Source organism: Psychrobacter sp. NPDC078929 (genome assembly GCF_050267985.1).
Lineage (GTDB): Bacteria > Pseudomonadota > Gammaproteobacteria > Pseudomonadales > Moraxellaceae > Psychrobacter.
On record NZ_JBNNFX010000001.1, the window covers coordinates 22,293 to 38,990 of the forward strand.

Here is a 16,698-nt window from a genome sequence, read left to right on the forward strand (position 1 = left end):
TTAGGCTTTGGCGTCTTGTAAATCTGTTTGAGCTAACTTGTAAACCATCCATTACTCAAAAACCAACTTATTATTTCGGCAAATCGTCATTTATATATCGATTTGCCAGTTTTTATCATGGTCGATCATTAAAATAATGATTGTCTTAATGACCATTTTACTCCGTGGATATGTGATTTATTATGCCATCTCGTTCCCAACATGCCTTGATGTCTACTAAAGACAAAAATGTAGTGCTGTTCATTAGCTTCATCAGCGCTGTGATATTTTTTGATTTTTTGATTTACTTGTATATCTCAGATATTGTTTCAGCGGCGATTTTTCCTGCTAATGCTGACCCTAGAGTTGCTAAACTGCAAGGTATGGGGCTTTTTGTTATCGGTTATTTAGCACGTCCAATCGGAGGTGTTCTCATCGGTCGTTATGGTGATATAAAAGGTAGAAAGCCCGTTTTATTGCTAAGTATCATAGTCACCGCATGCAGTCTCTTAGCAATGGCATTTTTGCCAACTTATGCACAATGGGGGGCTGCTGCGCCTGCCTTATTTATATTGTTAAGAATCATACAGGGTATGGCGTTTGGTCTTTATGTACCGCTATCTTGGGTATTTGTAGCAGAGCATGTGCCCAGACAGTATCTGTCAGTTGCCTGTAGCTATGCGACTGCTAGCTTCTTTGTAGGTGTGCTGTTTTCAAATGCCTTTTTTATGTGGCTCTCTAGCTTTATGACGACGACTGAGCTAACTGATTATGGTTGGCGTTTACCATTTTTAGTAGCGGCGGCTCTTAGTTTCTTACCGCTCTTATTTTGGCGATTCATCGGAGAAACACCCTTTTTTCTGGCACTTACAAAATTAAATACCGGCAAAAACTCAGGCAAGCCGCTTACCATACTCTTTAAACACTGCAAACACTCTGTGTTTGTCGGCATGGTGCTGACGTTAGTGATTTCTAGCATTACCTCTGTGGTTGTTCTACTATTGCCAGACTTGATAGAGATAAACTTTACGTTAGACAGCGATTTGTTTGGATTCTCCCATAGCTTGGGCATCGTATTTATGATTTTTGGCTGTATATTCTATGGGATAATTTCTAATCATGAGAATTTTGGTAAGGTTCTAGTAATTGGTTCGATACTCCTCATTGCTCAAATACTAGCCTTCTTTTATCATCTACAAGCAGGTGGCGATTACATTTTAATTATGTACGCGCTTTTGGGATTCTGTGCTGGTATTGTCGGTATGGTTCCTGCTATCTTGGTGCAATTGTTTCCAACCAACGTGCGTCTCACAGGTATCTCTTTTTGTTATAATGTGACCTACGGTATCGTTGGTGTACTGATACCTTTTGGTCTTGGTTATGCCACAACTTTAGTAAGCTTTTCACCAGCACTATACATTGCCTTTATTGGCTTTATCGGTATTATCATGGGGCTGTATTTTTATAATTTGCCTGAATTTAAAAAAATTGACCATGTTATTTTATAAGTAATTGGTCAATCACTGTTTCGCATGACGCTTGAAGCTCTGGAAACTCTTGCAAATAAGGTGCAATGGTATGTCTCATCCATTGCACCTTATCCATTTATTTAAGACACAAATATTAAGGCTTGATGACCATGGTTGATATGACCAACAAACGCCTCTCAGTTGCGCCAATGATCGACTGGACTACGACAGATTATCGTTATTTTGCACGACTATTTAATCCACATACCTATCTATATACCGAGATGATCAGTACTGGCGCATTGATACATGGCAATCGAGCACGCCACTTGCGCTTCGATACGCTTGAGCACCCTCTTGTATTGCAACTCGGCGGTGCAGACATCGATGAGATGACGCAATGCGCAGAGTTTGCTCAGCAATATGGCTATGACGAGGTCAATATCAATGTTGGCTGCCCCTCAGATCGCGTACAGCACAATAAGATAGGTGCCTGTCTGATGGCAGAACCTCAGACCGTCGCTGATTTGGTCAAGCATATGCAAGCTGCAGTCGATATACCTGTGACGGTCAAACATCGTATTGGCATCGATGACTTTGATAGCTATGAGTTTATGGTGGACTTTGTGCAGACAGTGGCAGCGGCAGGTTGTACCCGCTTTATCGTACATGCACGTACGGCATGGTTGCAGGGGCTCAGCCCTAAGCAAAACCGCGAGATACCACCACTGCGTTACGATGATGTGTACCGTCTAAAGCAGGACTTTCCTGAGCTAGATATCGAAATCAATGGCGGCATCGATACAATTGAGGACATCCGAACGCACCTACAGCATATCGATGGCGTGATGATTGGTCGGGCGTTTTATCACAACCCGTATCTATTAGCAGAGGCCAATAGCTTATGGAATGAGGAAACTCCTGAGACAATACCTAAGCGCTCAGAGATTTTAGCGCAGCTTTATCCCTATCTCGAAGAACAACTCGCAAAAGGCGAAGCGTTGCCAACGATGACACGGCATTATTTAGGACTCTTCCAAGGTCTGATGGGCGCGCGTAAGTGGCGTCAAGCATTGAGCGGCAAACCTCAGCTGACGATTGATGATATCAAGCGAGCTGCCGATGAAGTGCTACTATTAAATCCTGATGCATAATCCTAACGCGTAGCCAAATTTAAATATTTGACTGGCTCGATATAATTTACATGCTAGCCATCGTTGTGGTCAGCTTTTTATCTATGCCGCTTGCACAATATACTGCCACATCGCTGCACCATTATTGACAATGTGCAGTACGATTGGCAGTAGTAGCGAGCCCGACTTAATCCGTGCATAGCAAAATATCAATGCCAAAACCACAATAGTACTGATTTCATAGATACCATACTGCACATGGATCACAGCGAATATCAAACTTGTTACAATGCTGGCGACAATCGCCCCATGATTCGCTGAATATGAAGGTGCTGTGAACTGTTCTGCGATGGCTGACCACAATATACCGCGAAAGATAACCTCTTCATAAATTGGTGCGACGACCACCATAGCAAATACTAACAGCCAAACCAAACTGACAGACTGGTAGAGAGGATCGACAAACACCAGTGGTGTCATATCGAGTACATACGTCAGTGTCTGACTGGCAATCATAAATATCAGTAGCAGCCCAAGCATCCCTATACCCACTGACAGTGAGAACGGCTTTAGCGCTAGATATTGACGCAGACTGCCACCTTTTAAACGAATAGTAAGCACGCTAATTGTCACTAGCAATACACAGCCGATAAGTATAGACAGGCTCACGACCGTTCCATCATTACTACCAAAATAGAATATACGCCCTATCGATGTCCTTTCATCGGCAGGTAATACCAGCTTGCCAGCGACATAAACACCTACCAACTGACTGATAAAAAACGCAAGCACCATTGCTACTGTTAGCACGAATGTAGCCACGCGCGAAAATAGCGGCAGAGACTTAGGTGAGACAGTCTTACTAGATGGCGCAGTTAGGTTCTTTGGCATAAAGGTATCACTTAAAAATACTCTGGCAGCTCATATCCATTACAAGCATGACTGATGGTATGTTGCGTTTATTTGGACAATTGCTGCTTGATCAATCCTAGCACCTGCATTGAGACAGACTCTGGATGCTCAAGTGGGAACATATGCCCTCCTTCGTGAGTCTCATAAGGAATACCCAAGCGCGATTTTATCTGCTGCGGAAAGCGACGTTTCAAAAAGATACTTTCTTGACCAATGATTAGAGTCACAGGCACTTTAGGGCCACGGTTTGGTGCCAGCCAATACCAAGAAGGATTGGTACGGAACACAGCGACTTCACTGGCCTTAGGGATGGCCAATGTCACCTTGCCATCCGCGCGCTCATGCAAGCCATGATCGATATATCCTTGAAAGCTACGCTCATCAAAACTCTTAAAAAACCCTTTATGTCGCATTTTTTCATATGCTTCATCCCGGCTATCCCACACATCACGGCGATGTTTGGACACGCCAGCTGGTGATAGTTTGTCCATCAGACGATTATTCATAAGCGGTAATCTATCTGCTGTCTTTGCCAAATGCCATAACAAGCTGACTTTGCCATAAATCCAAGGCGGATCCATAAGCACCGCTTGTGCAAACAGTTCAGGCTGACGATACGTGGCCTGTAACGTACACATGGCCCCAAGCGAATGTCCCACTCCTACTACTTGTGCAACGCTGTGCTTTTCACAGGCACTGTTTACGCTATCAATGATTTGCTGCGTCAGACTACGCCAATGATCATCGACTGGGTAATCGGGCGTATCACCCAACATCGCAATATATTCAATCGTAAAAAATTCTGATAAACCTTCAAAAAATGGCTCATATACCGCGCTTGGCATTCCATTAGCATGGGCAAAATGCAGCACAGGTTTATTGGTTATTTTAGAGACAGGCAGTTTAGCAAAGGACTGCAAATTTATTTCATCACTCATGACAGACTCTCGTGGGAACGTTTATGTTATATATTATTTTTAATGATTGAACCTTGTACTATTGTCAAAACCAACAGCATCAAAACTAATCCCTTCAAAACCAACCATGTTTATATGACAAGTTTGACGACTGTGTTTGATGGTTACAGTTGTATAGCTAATTTAATCAGGCTATCACTCAGACCAAGGTTTTTATTTGGTAGTGCATACAATTAAGGCTGAGCACAATTATATGCTCAGCCTTAACAATCATACACATTATATCTAGAACATAAAACGCTTAACGCATCTGCCCAGTGTTGCTTTCTTGTGGCAATACATCAAGACTAACGCTAGAGCCAATACCTGCACCTAACTTCACTGCAAAACGGTCCATAAACATTTGGAACGGATCGGTTGGGCTATAGCTAATGATCGTATCAAGGTCGAGTTGCTTACTTAGACTTGTGATACTACCTGTTTTGTCTGCTAAGCCTAGCTCAATAGACTGCTCACCTGTCCAGAATAACCCTGAGAACAGTTTGTTTTGTTCAGGATTTTTCAGACGGTCGCCGCGACCTTCTTTGACAGCGTTGATGAAATGCTTGTGCGTGTTTGCTAGTACTTTTTCGACATGATTTTCTTCATAATCAGTCAACGGACGAGATAAACTTAAGATATCTTTATACTCACCAGCCGTAATCGTACGATCTTCTACGCCAACTTTATCCATCAAGCCTTTAACGTTATAGCTTGGCATAATGACACCAATAGAGCCGACCAAACTTGATGGATTGACATAAATTTCATCTGCGGCAGACGCAATATAATAAGCACCTGACGCACCGATATCACCAATCACCGCATATAGCTTTTTGTCTGGGTACTCTTGGCGTAAGTCCATCATGGTCTGCCAAATCTCATCAGACTGTACTGGCGAACCGCCAGGTGAGTTGATATCTAAGGCCACTGCTTTTGAGTTACTGTTTGCAAAAGCGTCTCTCAATGCTTCATTGACATCATATGCATTCGCTACATCGTCATTACTGATGACGCCTTGCAGCTCGACCACTGCTAAATGTGGATCGCTAGTATCGACTGCGTCCATACCTGTTGGCGCACTGCTGCAACCACGACCAAGGGTCAAAAATATCAATAAGATATAACCAAAGGTCAGTAGTTTAAAAAAGATACTCCAACGACGAGCGCGGCGCTGCTCAACCACACTCGCTAATAACGTGTTTTCCAGCACCTTCCATTCTTGTCCACTTGGCGGGCTTGGTTGCTGCAGTTGCGTTGGCTGATTTGCCGAGTTATCAGGACGTTTGTTAGGGTCTGGTGGCCAGTTGGGCATATAACTTCCTAAGTTAGAAACAATCTAAAACAATAAAATGAGGTTGTCGAGAAATACAGCTAAAGCGGTGATGTATACCTGATACTGTCTCACCATATCTGCGACCTATGTTAATAGTCAGTGACCTGTATTAATAGGCTGCTAAGTATGGTGGTATTTCGATAATGGTTCAATAGTATAACTGTGAAATATCACTATATTGTAACGCTGATAATATAAGCCTTATTTTTGAGGGTTAGTAGTTTCGGCATTGGAAAAGCTATCAATGTTATTTAGCGATAATGCCGCGTCTAACGGTTTGTTATCATAGGTTATAACTTCATCAACTCTCTGACGACTTATGATATCGCCTGTAATCTGCGAGGCACTGTGACCAAGCCAACGTGTATTTTTGAATAGCATGTTCTCATTATTCGATTCAGCTGAACATAGTAATGACCACATTTGCCAAACGCGTTGATGAGTATCAGTATCTAGAATCAAACGCGACTGAGAAGACGCTGACTGTTTGCTAGTTAACTGATTGATGGTTATTTGCGCTTGAGGATTGTCAGGTGAATTGACAGGTAACGAATTAAGTGGGTCTGCCGCATTGTATCTTAGAACGCGTATAAGCAAATTAGTATCAAGAGCAATCGTACAGTCCCAAACGCTAGTATCACCTATCTTGGTCCAACCAGTGATGACCTGCACTGACAATTCATCGTTAGTCGACTGCCATATTTTTCCTTGCTCACAACGTTGGGCACTGATAGTGGGCGTATCTTCAGACTGCTTAACTGTTTTGTAAGCTTGCTGAAATGCAGACCAACGATCAGAGCGCCCTGCTTGCCAATATTGGCTAATGGCTAAACGGTCATTTAATTGAGCAACAGTCATCGGTAGTAATTCAGAATTTTCGGTATTAGCAATACTCTTATTGTCAGGAATTAACGTATCAGTCAGGCCAATACTGCTGCTCTGTACGACAATACTCTCTAACTTATCCACAGATAAACTGCCCAATTGCTGCTTTAAATTTTCAAATAACTTGTCTGCTGTCAGGCTGCTTGGCATCGTTCGTGTAGAGGCTGGTCTATGATCAGCTAAGAACAACCAATTGGTACTGTCTTCATTGGCGGTAGGATATTGCAGCAATGCTGCCGTTATATATGAATCACCCGTTGGCAAAATATATAGGGTCGGTACCGTGACGAATGACTGCTGATTAGCATACACTGTCATTATCAGTAACGTTAATGGTGGCAACATCAACCAACGACTGAGTAAACCTCGTGGCAACAGCCAAGGCAATGCACTTAGCAAAGCCATCGATAGTATCGCTATATTAACTGGTGTATAGAGCCACGCATCCGATAGCGCTGGCAATGACGTCAGCCAACTCATCAAATCGTGTAGATGACCAACTATCGTACTAATAATTACCCAAAGAATATCAGCGATACTTGGCACCAAAAGATAACACAACCCGGCTAATAAATTGAGCGGTACAATCACCCAACCAAATAGTCCAATAGCAAATAAATTGATAAAAAGCCCCCATAACGACGCCTTACCGAATAAAAGCAACGTAACGGGTAATAAAGTAAGAAACAGCCAAAACTGTAGTTTAAATACACGCTTGACCATTCGCCAAACACGGCTAGATAGCGCATTACTGATAAGAGTATGCTGCTTACTATCGTGTACAGTCGTTGCAGCAGTAGTCTGGTGCTGATACGATGTATCGTCATACTTGAGTAATAACGCCACTGCGATAAAAGACAGCCAATACCCTGCCTGCCATAATACGTAAGGGTCACCCCAAGCCATCAATACAGCTAGCGCTAATAGCACGCGCATCGTACTGATAGGAAGTAATGTTAGTCTAACGAATCCAATCGCTAATAACATCCAAGCCGTACGGGCAGCAGGCACGTCAAAACCAGTAAATAGCGCATAAATAAAAGCAGCACCAATCATTACCCACCAGCGCACTTGCCAACGCGGAATACGACGATAAATCGCTGAATAATTACGATCAAACAGCAGTACAACTATGCCTGCCAATACAATAGCCAAAAACAGTACGTGCGTGCCTGAAATAGCGAGCAGATGTGAGATACCCGCCAGTTGATATAAGTCCTTAGTATCACGATTAATCAAGCTACGATCACCCGTGAGAAGACTTAATGTCACGGCTTTCGCTTGTTGTTCTGCTGTCGTTTGTGCTGACCAGTCTTGATAGAAATGCTGTCGTAATCGCCAACGCCCCTGATCGATACGAGTACGAAAGCGCTGAAGATATGAATCAGAGTCTAGCGACTGCTTCGAATATTTTTTATCGCTGATTTCATTGCTAATTTCGCTACTATTTACCAATGTAGGGCTAACGGCCAAAATATTTGCAACGCCATCAATATGCCGACCTCGCAACCAGCGATAACTGTCAAAACCAGTAGGGTTATTGACTGCTTGCTCAGAAGTAGCCAACGGTGCCAGTGCTAGGCTCATGAATATCTCATCACCAGGCTGCAAATCGTTTAAGGCTGCAAACTGGCTATCATTTGCAGACTTTTTTGGATAGGCGTTAAGTAGGACTCGGTGTTCGCTAACTTTGAGACTAACTTCATTGGGATTAGTGCTTAGGCTATTTTTATTTACATCTAAGTAGTCGGATGTTTTAGTTGCTAATTCTGTCGGCGTTAGCTCAGCGACTAATGGAGCGATATTCGTTATCACCGCTACTTGGCGATAACCGCTGTCTGTAGTGGCATCATAAACACTGTCGCTCAACCCTTCGATACGCACGAGTGCTTGTACTCGTATCGGTGCAGTTATTTCAGTGGTTTCTGCTTGTTGATGAGTAACCAAAGCTTGCAATGCGCTGCCTATCACTAACGCAGTCGCTAACAAAGCTAAGACTAAATATCTAATAATACGGAAAGGAAGTTTAGTATACAGAGATGCGTTGTTAAAGGTATTGTTATCAGCGCTGTGGCTGTCTATCGAGGGTATGTTGAATTGAGCCAACGCCAGCAGAAAAGTGGCAAATACAATCAGCGCCAAAGGCAGATTAGACGTACCAACTGTCTCTAGCAAGAATAAGTCGGTTGGCATTATCACATTATCTGCGACTGCCAATACGCCCATCATAACTATAATTATGAGGCTACCAATCAACCAGTACACCAGCACTCCTTGCTTGATGACTTAAATATTATTCGGCCAAATATGGTTACTTACTATAGCAAATGACACGTGATGCAATAGCATTTATATTTATATTACCCTATACTGAGGCAACGTATTAGGTGGTAACTATCTGACACCACCATTCTGTGTGTTCTAACCTTTACCCTACTCACCATATATTACTTTATACCAGCTTCTCAATACCATTGAGTAGACTGTAGTTAATGATTAAAGGCGATCCTGTGCCCCAAAAACGTCTAAAAGACCTACTTCCTACACCAGAGAAAATCTTAGAAAGTCGCACTTTAAAGCTGTTTGCACCGCACTTGGCTGATCCAAGGTTATGGCATTTCAATCGACACAGCCTAAATAAGGCCGTCTATATCGGTGTACTAAGTGCATTTTTTCCGCTGCCAGGACAGATGTTACTGGCACTTATTGGCTCGCTTATTTTTCGTGCCAATGTCCCTATGGCGCTTGGTTTGACATGGATTACCAACCCAGTCACTAGCTTGCCAATATTTTATGCTGGATATTATATCGGTGCAAAGATCATTGATGCACCTGTGATTAGCTTACGATTCATTGGTAGAATGATTGCTGATTTTAGCTTATGGGCATTATCAAACGGTGCCAATCCGTTCATTACTTATCGCGGTACAGTATCGCTTGCTGCATTTTGTATCGGACTAACGATTTTAGCTGTAGTCACCAGTCTTATTTGCGGTTTGGCATTTAAGGCTATTTGGCGTTATAAGACCGTGGCGAGCTGGCAGAAACGTCAGCAAAAACCTTCTGACGAATCTGACAAGTTATAAGGCAATCTATTTTCTTATACGGCTATAACGCTTACGCCCTAGCTAAGCTAGCACAGCTTATTCTTCTTTACTGTTCTCTATAGCATTTAAGACTTTGTCAGTAAAATCGCTATCCATCGGTACGATATCAATGACTTCATCATTTTTGCAGAGCGTATAACGCTTACCTGTCGCGCTGTCTTGAACTTTTAGGTCGTAATCAACCCCAGCTAAAGTAATGGCATCAAACACAGGGGTCAGTAGCTCAGTTTGTGCCTGTCTATCGAGCGTTTCAAACAAAGTTGAATCGATGTAAGGCTTTAACGGCTCATCACCCTCTTCCGCACTGCCAAAAGCCGCAATTGGATTATCATCTTCACGCATTTTACGCATCCTTATAAAATAGATAAGGCGGCTGGCTCACAACCGCTTAATCGCTAGTTTCTATGATATATTTTCTTAATAATACAACAATAACTTTTCAATATGACAGCCACTATATCCATGACAGACGCCAATAGATGGCGTTTCGGTCAGTTTTTCGACCTAATATAAAAAATTATGGTGGTGTATCAAAAAGTATGCTAGCGATAAAAGTCAATAAGAAATCTATGCTAAGTTCCCTGATTCTATAGGGCTTTAAAGGCTTCAAAAATTGTTCGAATTTTAATCAGCATACTTTTTGATACACCACCAAAATTATTAATACTGCTCCCAATGCCCATTGCGTAGCAACAACTGACGATCAGCAAGAGCAGCCAAATTGCGATCATGCGTCACCATAAGTAGCGCCGTTTGCATGGTGCTTTGTAGCTCTGATAACAGACCAAAAACGCTTTGTGCATTGTCATAGTCCAAGTTACCTGTTGGCTCGTCCGCCAAAATAAGCGATGGCTTGGTCACTAGCGCGCGTGCAATCGCTACACGTTGACGCTCGCCACCTGATAGTTCACCTGGTCTATGCATCAGACGATGCTCAAGACCGACATTTTCTAGAATCTCAACTGCCTGCTTACGAGCATCAGTCGTTGATACTTCTGGACGCATGAGCAACGGCATGGCTACGTTTTCGATTGCTGTAAACTCTGCCAACAGGTGATGAAACTGATAAATAAAGCCCAAATGCTTATTTCGCATTGCACCGCGCTCAGTTTCATTCATACTATTTAATAGCTGACCATGCAACCAAACCTCACCACTGGTTGGCGTATCTAGACCACCAAGCAAATGCAGCAACGTACTTTTACCTGAACCACTGGTTCCAACGATAGCGATGCGCTCACCCGCATGAACAGTCAGATCAAGACCAGTCAATACTTGTGTACTGACCGCGCCTTCATCATATATCTTATTGATATTGGTCGCCTCTAAAATGGCAGACATAGCGCTTCCTTTATTTTATTTATTTCGGTATTTATTTCGATATTTAGGCGTTTGCGATTACTCATAGCGTAGCGTTTGAGCAGGCTGAATCTTAGCCGCTCGGCGGGCTGGATAAATCGTTGCCAAAAAGCTCAATACAAACGATGCACCTGTGATTAATACCACATCTAACAAACGCAATTGCGATGGCAAATAATTGACAAAATACGCATCAAATAGATTCAGACCAAAGGCTTGATTAATAAAGCCTAAAATATCGCTGACCGTAAGTGCAAATATCACACCCAGTATCGTACCAGCGATAGTACCGATAACCCCGATGACCACACCTTGGACCATAAAGACTTGCGTAATCAAACGAGGAGACGCACCAAAGGTTTTTAAGATTGCGATATCTGCTTTTTTATCGGTCACTAGCATGACCAGACTTGAAACAATGTTAAAAGCGGCAACTAAGATAATCAAAAATAGCAATAGGCCGACCATGGCTTTTTCCATTTGAATTGCCCCAAACAGATTGCCATGAGTTTGTGTCCAGTCATTTGGATATAGCTTTTCAGGTGCGATAGCAGCTGCTTTTTCTGCTGCTATCGGCGCAGTAAAGATATCGTTAAGCTTCATGCGTACGCCCTGTGCGCCTTCTGGCAGACGCAGTAACTTTGCCGCATCTCCCATCGGGATAAACGCCATAAGGCTGTCTACTTCTGGGCTGATCGTAAAGATACCTGTCAGAGTAAATCGCTTAAATCGCGGTATCACGCCTGCTGGTGATGGTGACGCTTCTGGCAATACTAGCGTCACTTTATCCCCTATTTGCAGACCCAAGGACTGCACCATCTCCTCGCCCAACACGATACTGAAGTCACCACTTTTCAGAGTGTCAATACTACCTTCAATCATGTGCTCGTTGATGATGGAGACGTTTTTTTCGTATTCAGGCTCGACGCCTGTCACCATGATACCTGCGACCTGACCATTTGATGTCAGCATCCCTTGCAGTTGAATGAATGGTGCCACAGCTGCCACTTCTGGGTCTTCTTTGATCTGATCAGCGAGCTGTTCCCAGTCGCCAATAATTTCTGATGAGACCACAGTAGCCTGCGGTACCATTCCCAAAATACGGGTTTTCAGTTCACGGTCAAAGCCGTTCATCACTGATAGCACCGTAATCAATACGGCAACCCCAAGCGTCAGACCAATCATCGAGATGAGTGATATAAAGGAGATAAAGCCATTACTACGTTCTGCTCGGGTATATCGTAAGCCGATAAATAACGCTAAAGGACGAAACATATTCAAACTCTTTATCTTATCTACGTGCGACTTTATATAGGTTGCATAACGAGCAGTAGTAAATGCATCATACAGTTGCTACTACTCACATATAAATCAAACACAAAAACAGGGGGTCAGACGAGCCAATAACAGCTGTCAAAAGGGAGCTAGTTTGACACAAACTAGCTGATATGTGCCAGTCATTAGCAAAAACTGAGAGTATTTTTTACCAAAAAACTGGGTTTTGTTATTATTTTTTATAGGGGACTTGCTATTAGCTGTACCAATACCTATATATTATATGCTAAAGACAATTGTCATTAACCCCTCATTGAGGTTTCTGATCTTTTACTGGCTAGGCTGCTGACCATCATAAACCAATCATTTAAAATGTTGGATGGTACACAAGCAAACACAGTATTAGATATAAACCTCACGCTGACTTAATTTTGAGTATTTTCATGACCATAAATTATCAATACAAAAACATTCAATCTCCCACCAAGATCACGTTGACCGATGAGCAGTCTGCAGGTCACGCCGATCACTGGCGTATTCTGACCGATGATATGAGTCATGATGTGCCTGAATGGCTACAAAAAATGATTGAAGTCGCCGCGATGCCTAAAGGCCTGAATAACAACGTCAGTGCAAAAGACAGCTGCCTGCTTTTATCAGAAGACCAACCTTGCCATATTAATCAAGTGCTCGCGATGAAAGATGGTAAGCCAGAATGCTTTATCAATGCTTATCCTTGTGTCGATAGTCCTTACGGATTGAACTGTAAAATTGAGCGTGTCATCGCCAATGACAACTCACACGATGCCGTGTTGCGCTTACGTACTGCTGATGGCAGCATTATTTATGCGTTTGATCAACTCTATACGACCAACCGCCATCTCTATCAACGCGACACCTCTTACTATGTGAACTTTAGTGCTTGGGCGCACGAAATTAAGCTAAGCGAGCAAAACGAAGTCATCATGGTCGAAGACCAAGAGTCTATCCGTTATCACCGTGCCTTTAACGACATCGTGGCGGCAAATGACGGAAAAATCCCTGATGACCTACAAGAGCAAATTAGCGAATGGAAACCTGAGACCAAAGAACAAATGGCACCTGTCGAGATTAACTTGGGCCATATGTGCGCTTACTTGTTTGGCGATACACTAGGGCAAGAAGATGAAGCTTGGTGTCAGGGGCAAGTGCTTGGCAAGCAAGAAACCGTATTTAATGGTAAATCTATTATATTGTTTGATGTGGTGACATTACGTGAGCAGGATGCAGATCCTTTTGTAGTGCGTGTCGGTGCGCTTAATACTGCTGAGACTAATAGCATTAAAGTACATGACTACGTCCAAGCAAACGTATGGCTACAAGCAGCGATATACAAAGAAAACCAATCAAAAGCTAGCTAACCTGTTTGAGAAGCTTTCCACAGCTTTTTATGCCTATTTGATTACGCAATAAAAAAGCCCCTAATATGAATTAGGGGCTTTTTTGTGTCTTATGAAATTTTACAGTTAAAAACATAGCGTAAAAGTCGTATAAATATGCGATTAAGCCATCGTCGTCATTGATTTGATGCGAGTGTATAACTCTTTTTGCTCTGCGCTTGGACGTGCAGTCTGTACTGCCATCAACTGTGACATATCGCCTTCGACACGAATTTTACCACTCATAAACGCACCCATGATTTGATTGGTATCAAAATCAGTGATGATAGACTGTAGGATATCGCGATCTAGTAGCAGCGTCGTCGTTGCATTATCGTTTAAGCCGCGATGCAGCAAACCATTTGCAAAATTGGCTTCGATAGTTTTATCAGCTTCAGCCACTTTTAAGTTGACGACCATATTGGCAAGTACTGGTGGTAAATTTAACTCACCTGCTTCGTTGCCCATTTTTTCTACTTGCTCAAACCATTCATCTGTCAAAAAAACTGCCATATTATATTATCCTTAATTGATATTCTGTCAGACCAATATCCCTTGAGGCACTCTTGGCCTAACTATTAGAATTATGAAAATGATTGCTATCAATAGACCTATGCAATACATAGCCATTAATGACGTTCAGCCTCATTATAAAGGGCGACTTGATAAGAAGTAAAACCTATTTATCGGCTCAGCAATGTTATTGTTACAAAACTTCTTTGCAGGTCTACGCTTATGTTTAGCGAGCGCCTGCTCTATTCAATCAAGATGAGCATCTAGAATAGTGACAAAATTGTGTATAAAATAGAGGAGTAGCACAGCAATAATAAGTTGCTCGCTAACATTTATACCAAAGAGTTTGTATTTTGGCGCATAGTTCTGATGATATTTAATTAGGATTGCGTTACAATACCCTTAAACAGAGTCGGGAGTTTTAACCAAACATTACATAATCGTGTTTTTTGTCAGCCGCCGCTAGCATACATCTATGGTCAATGCGTTTTAATAGCCCTATAGATATGGGTATCTATCTTCATTAGTACAGATTTTTTCGTAATAATTAAGATACATATTTAGCCTTATGAGATGTTTGATGCTCAAAACGGCGCGTCTTCTTATTTACCTTGATGATCTATTAACAATCCTACTATCGATTGACCTTGAGCAAGGTGTATGAAATGCCTATTTCTATTTATTAGTATTAACTAATAGACAGTAAGGGCCTAAATCGATAGTTAATGACGTCATTGCGCTAAATAAGCCAAAAAACAACATGTGTTGGCGCTAGTATAAATACAAATTTGAGAGTATTTATAGTGCAGACAACATAGATTGTTGGTTAATTCTGTTGATAATTCGGGCTGTAAAGGAATCATCCAATGAGTTTACAAAACACAGCAGTCGCCCCAGTTGACCGTGAGTATGAAATTACTGTCGTAAGATTTTTTACGATCATGGCTGTCGTTTGGGGCATCGTCGGCATGAGTCTTGGTGTGTTCATTGCTTCACAGTTAGCATGGCCAGCACTCAACTTTGACATTCCATGGCTGACCTTTAGTCGTTTAAGACCACTGCATACCAATGCGGTGATTTTTGCGTTCGGTGGCTCTGCCCTGTTCGCAACGTCTTACTACATCGTTCAGCGTACCTGTAAGACGCGTTTATTTGCGCCATATTTGGCTTGGTTTACCTTTTGGGGTTGGCAAGCGGTTATCGTATCCGCTGTTATTACCCTTCCTCTAGGTTTGACCTCAACTAAAGAATACGCTGAGCTTGAGTGGCCGATCGATATCCTAATTGCCTTGGTATGGATCTCTTATGCCATCGTCTTTTTTGGTACGCTCATCAAACGTAAAACCTCACATATTTATGTGGCTAACTGGTTCTTTGCCGCCTTCATCATTACGATTGCACTACTACACATCGTAAACAGCATGGCGATTCCAGTTAGCGCGTTCAAATCTTATTCGCTATTTGGCGGTGCAACTGATGCGATGGTGCAGTGGTGGTACGGGCATAATGCGGTAGGTTTTTACTTAACGGCAGCCTTCCTTGGAATGATGTATTATTTTGTTCCTGTACAGATTGGCCGTCCTATCTATTCTTATCGTTTGTCTATCGTTCACTTTTGGGCATTGATTGCTTCATATATGTGGGCTGGTGGTCACCATTTGCATTATTCAGCGCTTCCTGATTGGACGCAGTCTCTTGCTATGGTCTTCTCAATCATCCTGTTCGCACCATCTTGGGGTGGTATGATTAACGGTGTACTAACGCTATCAGGTAGTTGGGATAAGCTGCGTACCGATCCGATCATTCGCTTTATGATTGTTGCATTGTCGTTCTACGCGATGTCAACGTTCGAAGGCCCAATGATGTCTATCAAAACAGTGAATGCGCTATCGCATAACACTGACTGGACAGTTGGTCACGTACACTCAGGCGCACTTGGCTGGGTTGGTATGATTACGATTGGTTCGCTATACGTACTGTTACCACGTATTTATAACAAACCGAAGATGTACTCTATCAGCTTAATCACCACGCATTTCTGGCTTGCGACTGCAGGAACGATTTTCTATATCGTGTCTATGTGGATCTCAGGTATTGGCCAAGGCATGATGTGGCTGGCTACTAACCCAGACGGTACTTTGGTATATAGCTTCGTTGATACTGTTGAATTCTCGCATTTCCCATATATTGGCCGTGCATTTGGTGGCTTCTTATATGTATCGGGTATGTTTGTAATGGCTTATAACTGCTATAAAACACTCAAAATGCCAGAAGGTAAGCCTGTAGATGTCGCTGATCCAACGGATCATGAACCTAGTGTCGAAAAACCTTCGACAGCTAACGTATAAGGAGCGAT

13 protein-coding genes are annotated in these 16,698 nt (G+C 42.5%); 5 read left to right on the top strand and 8 right to left on the bottom strand.

Annotated elements, in window-relative coordinates:
* Window positions 1-182 precede the first annotated feature (182 nt).
* Window positions 183-1,487, top strand: coding sequence for an MFS transporter (locus ACQKCG_RS00090; protein ID WP_238069485.1), 1,305 nt, complete (start codon window positions 183-185; stop codon window positions 1,485-1,487).
* Between the two features lie 131 nt (window positions 1,488-1,618).
* A complete protein-coding gene (dusA, locus tag ACQKCG_RS00095; protein WP_298807249.1) occupies window positions 1,619-2,602 on the top strand; it encodes a tRNA dihydrouridine(20/20a) synthase DusA in 984 nt (327 codons plus the stop codon).
* Window positions 2,603-2,683: 81 nt separating this feature from the next.
* Here dusA and ACQKCG_RS00100 read toward each other — a convergent pair whose 3' ends face one another.
* The 4 genes from ACQKCG_RS00100 to ACQKCG_RS00115 form a co-directional block, all read right to left on the bottom strand.
* On the bottom strand, window positions 2,684-3,472 hold the full coding sequence (locus tag ACQKCG_RS00100; RefSeq protein WP_424510953.1) for a lysostaphin resistance A-like protein: 789 nt from the start codon (window positions 3,470-3,472) through the stop codon (window positions 2,684-2,686).
* 68 nt (window positions 3,473-3,540) lie between these two features.
* Entirely contained in the window at window positions 3,541-4,431 is an 891-nt protein-coding gene (locus ACQKCG_RS00105) for an alpha/beta fold hydrolase (RefSeq protein ID WP_414559666.1), read from the bottom strand.
* Window positions 4,432-4,711: 280 nt separating this feature from the next.
* Window positions 4,712-5,764, bottom strand: a complete 1,053-nt coding sequence (gene sppA, locus ACQKCG_RS00110) for a signal peptide peptidase SppA (protein WP_201547820.1) — start codon at window positions 5,762-5,764, stop codon at window positions 4,712-4,714.
* Between the two features lie 222 nt (window positions 5,765-5,986).
* Window positions 5,987-8,935, bottom strand: coding sequence for a ComEC/Rec2 family competence protein (locus ACQKCG_RS00115; RefSeq protein WP_427584926.1), 2,949 nt, complete (start codon window positions 8,933-8,935; stop codon window positions 5,987-5,989).
* 245 nt (window positions 8,936-9,180) lie between these two features.
* On the opposite strand from ACQKCG_RS00115, the gene ACQKCG_RS00120 reads away from it, so the two are divergent.
* Window positions 9,181-9,756, top strand: a complete 576-nt coding sequence (locus tag ACQKCG_RS00120) for a DUF2062 domain-containing protein (RefSeq protein WP_227522947.1) — start codon at window positions 9,181-9,183, stop codon at window positions 9,754-9,756.
* Between the two features lie 57 nt (window positions 9,757-9,813).
* Here ACQKCG_RS00120 and ACQKCG_RS00125 read toward each other — a convergent pair whose 3' ends face one another.
* The 3 genes from ACQKCG_RS00125 to ACQKCG_RS00135 all read right to left on the bottom strand — a co-directional run bounded on the left by ACQKCG_RS00125 (window position 9,814) and on the right by ACQKCG_RS00135 (window position 12,411).
* Complete coding sequence (locus ACQKCG_RS00125) at window positions 9,814-10,119, bottom strand: hypothetical protein (protein ID WP_427584927.1); 306 nt, start codon at window positions 10,117-10,119, stop codon at window positions 9,814-9,816.
* A 318-nt stretch (window positions 10,120-10,437) separates the two neighbouring features.
* Window positions 10,438-11,118 (bottom strand): lipoprotein-releasing ABC transporter ATP-binding protein LolD, encoded by a 681-nt coding sequence (gene lolD, locus ACQKCG_RS00130; protein WP_057760792.1) that lies wholly within the window; start codon window positions 11,116-11,118, stop codon window positions 10,438-10,440.
* A gap of 57 nt (window positions 11,119-11,175) precedes the next feature.
* A complete protein-coding gene (locus ACQKCG_RS00135) occupies window positions 11,176-12,411 on the bottom strand; it encodes a lipoprotein-releasing ABC transporter permease subunit (protein WP_102092330.1) in 1,236 nt (411 codons plus the stop codon).
* 443 nt (window positions 12,412-12,854) lie between these two features.
* Here ACQKCG_RS00135 and ACQKCG_RS00140 point away from each other — a divergent pair, with 443 nt between their 5' ends.
* On the top strand, window positions 12,855-13,811 hold the full coding sequence (locus ACQKCG_RS00140) for a hypothetical protein (protein ID WP_427584928.1): 957 nt from the start codon (window positions 12,855-12,857) through the stop codon (window positions 13,809-13,811).
* A gap of 141 nt (window positions 13,812-13,952) precedes the next feature.
* Here the strand turns inward: ACQKCG_RS00140 and ACQKCG_RS00145 are convergent, their stop codons facing one another.
* A complete protein-coding gene (locus ACQKCG_RS00145; protein ID WP_057760797.1) occupies window positions 13,953-14,342 on the bottom strand; it encodes an SCP2 sterol-binding domain-containing protein in 390 nt (129 codons plus the stop codon).
* Between the two features lie 866 nt (window positions 14,343-15,208).
* Between ACQKCG_RS00145 and ccoN the strand changes: the two genes are divergently transcribed.
* Entirely contained in the window at window positions 15,209-16,690 is a 1,482-nt protein-coding gene (ccoN, locus tag ACQKCG_RS00150) for a cytochrome-c oxidase, cbb3-type subunit I (protein ID WP_058024766.1), read from the top strand.
* Window positions 16,691-16,698: the final 8 nt, after the last annotated feature.

Coding starts and splice junctions, on each gene's coding strand:
- ACQKCG_RS00090 (WP_238069485.1), top strand. CDS start 183: ATGCCATCTCGTTCCCAACATGCCTTGATGTCTACTAAAGACAAAAAT.
- dusA (WP_298807249.1), top strand. CDS start 1,619: ATGGTTGATATGACCAACAAACGCCTCTCAGTTGCGCCAATGATCGAC.
- ACQKCG_RS00100 (WP_424510953.1), bottom strand. CDS start 3,472: ATGCCAAAGAACCTAACTGCGCCATCTAGTAAGACTGTCTCACCTAAG.
- ACQKCG_RS00105 (WP_414559666.1), bottom strand. CDS start 4,431: ATGAGTGATGAAATAAATTTGCAGTCCTTTGCTAAACTGCCTGTCTCT.
- sppA (WP_201547820.1), bottom strand. CDS start 5,764: ATGCCCAACTGGCCACCAGACCCTAACAAACGTCCTGATAACTCGGCA.
- ACQKCG_RS00125 (WP_427584927.1), bottom strand. CDS start 10,119: ATGCGTGAAGATGATAATCCAATTGCGGCTTTTGGCAGTGCGGAAGAG.
- lolD (WP_057760792.1), bottom strand. CDS start 11,118: ATGTCTGCCATTTTAGAGGCGACCAATATCAATAAGATATATGATGAA.
- ACQKCG_RS00135 (WP_102092330.1), bottom strand. CDS start 12,411: ATGTTTCGTCCTTTAGCGTTATTTATCGGCTTACGATATACCCGAGCA.
- ACQKCG_RS00140 (WP_427584928.1), top strand. CDS start 12,855: ATGACCATAAATTATCAATACAAAAACATTCAATCTCCCACCAAGATC.
- ACQKCG_RS00145 (WP_057760797.1), bottom strand. CDS start 14,342: ATGGCAGTTTTTTTGACAGATGAATGGTTTGAGCAAGTAGAAAAAATG.
- ccoN (WP_058024766.1), top strand. CDS start 15,209: ATGAGTTTACAAAACACAGCAGTCGCCCCAGTTGACCGTGAGTATGAA.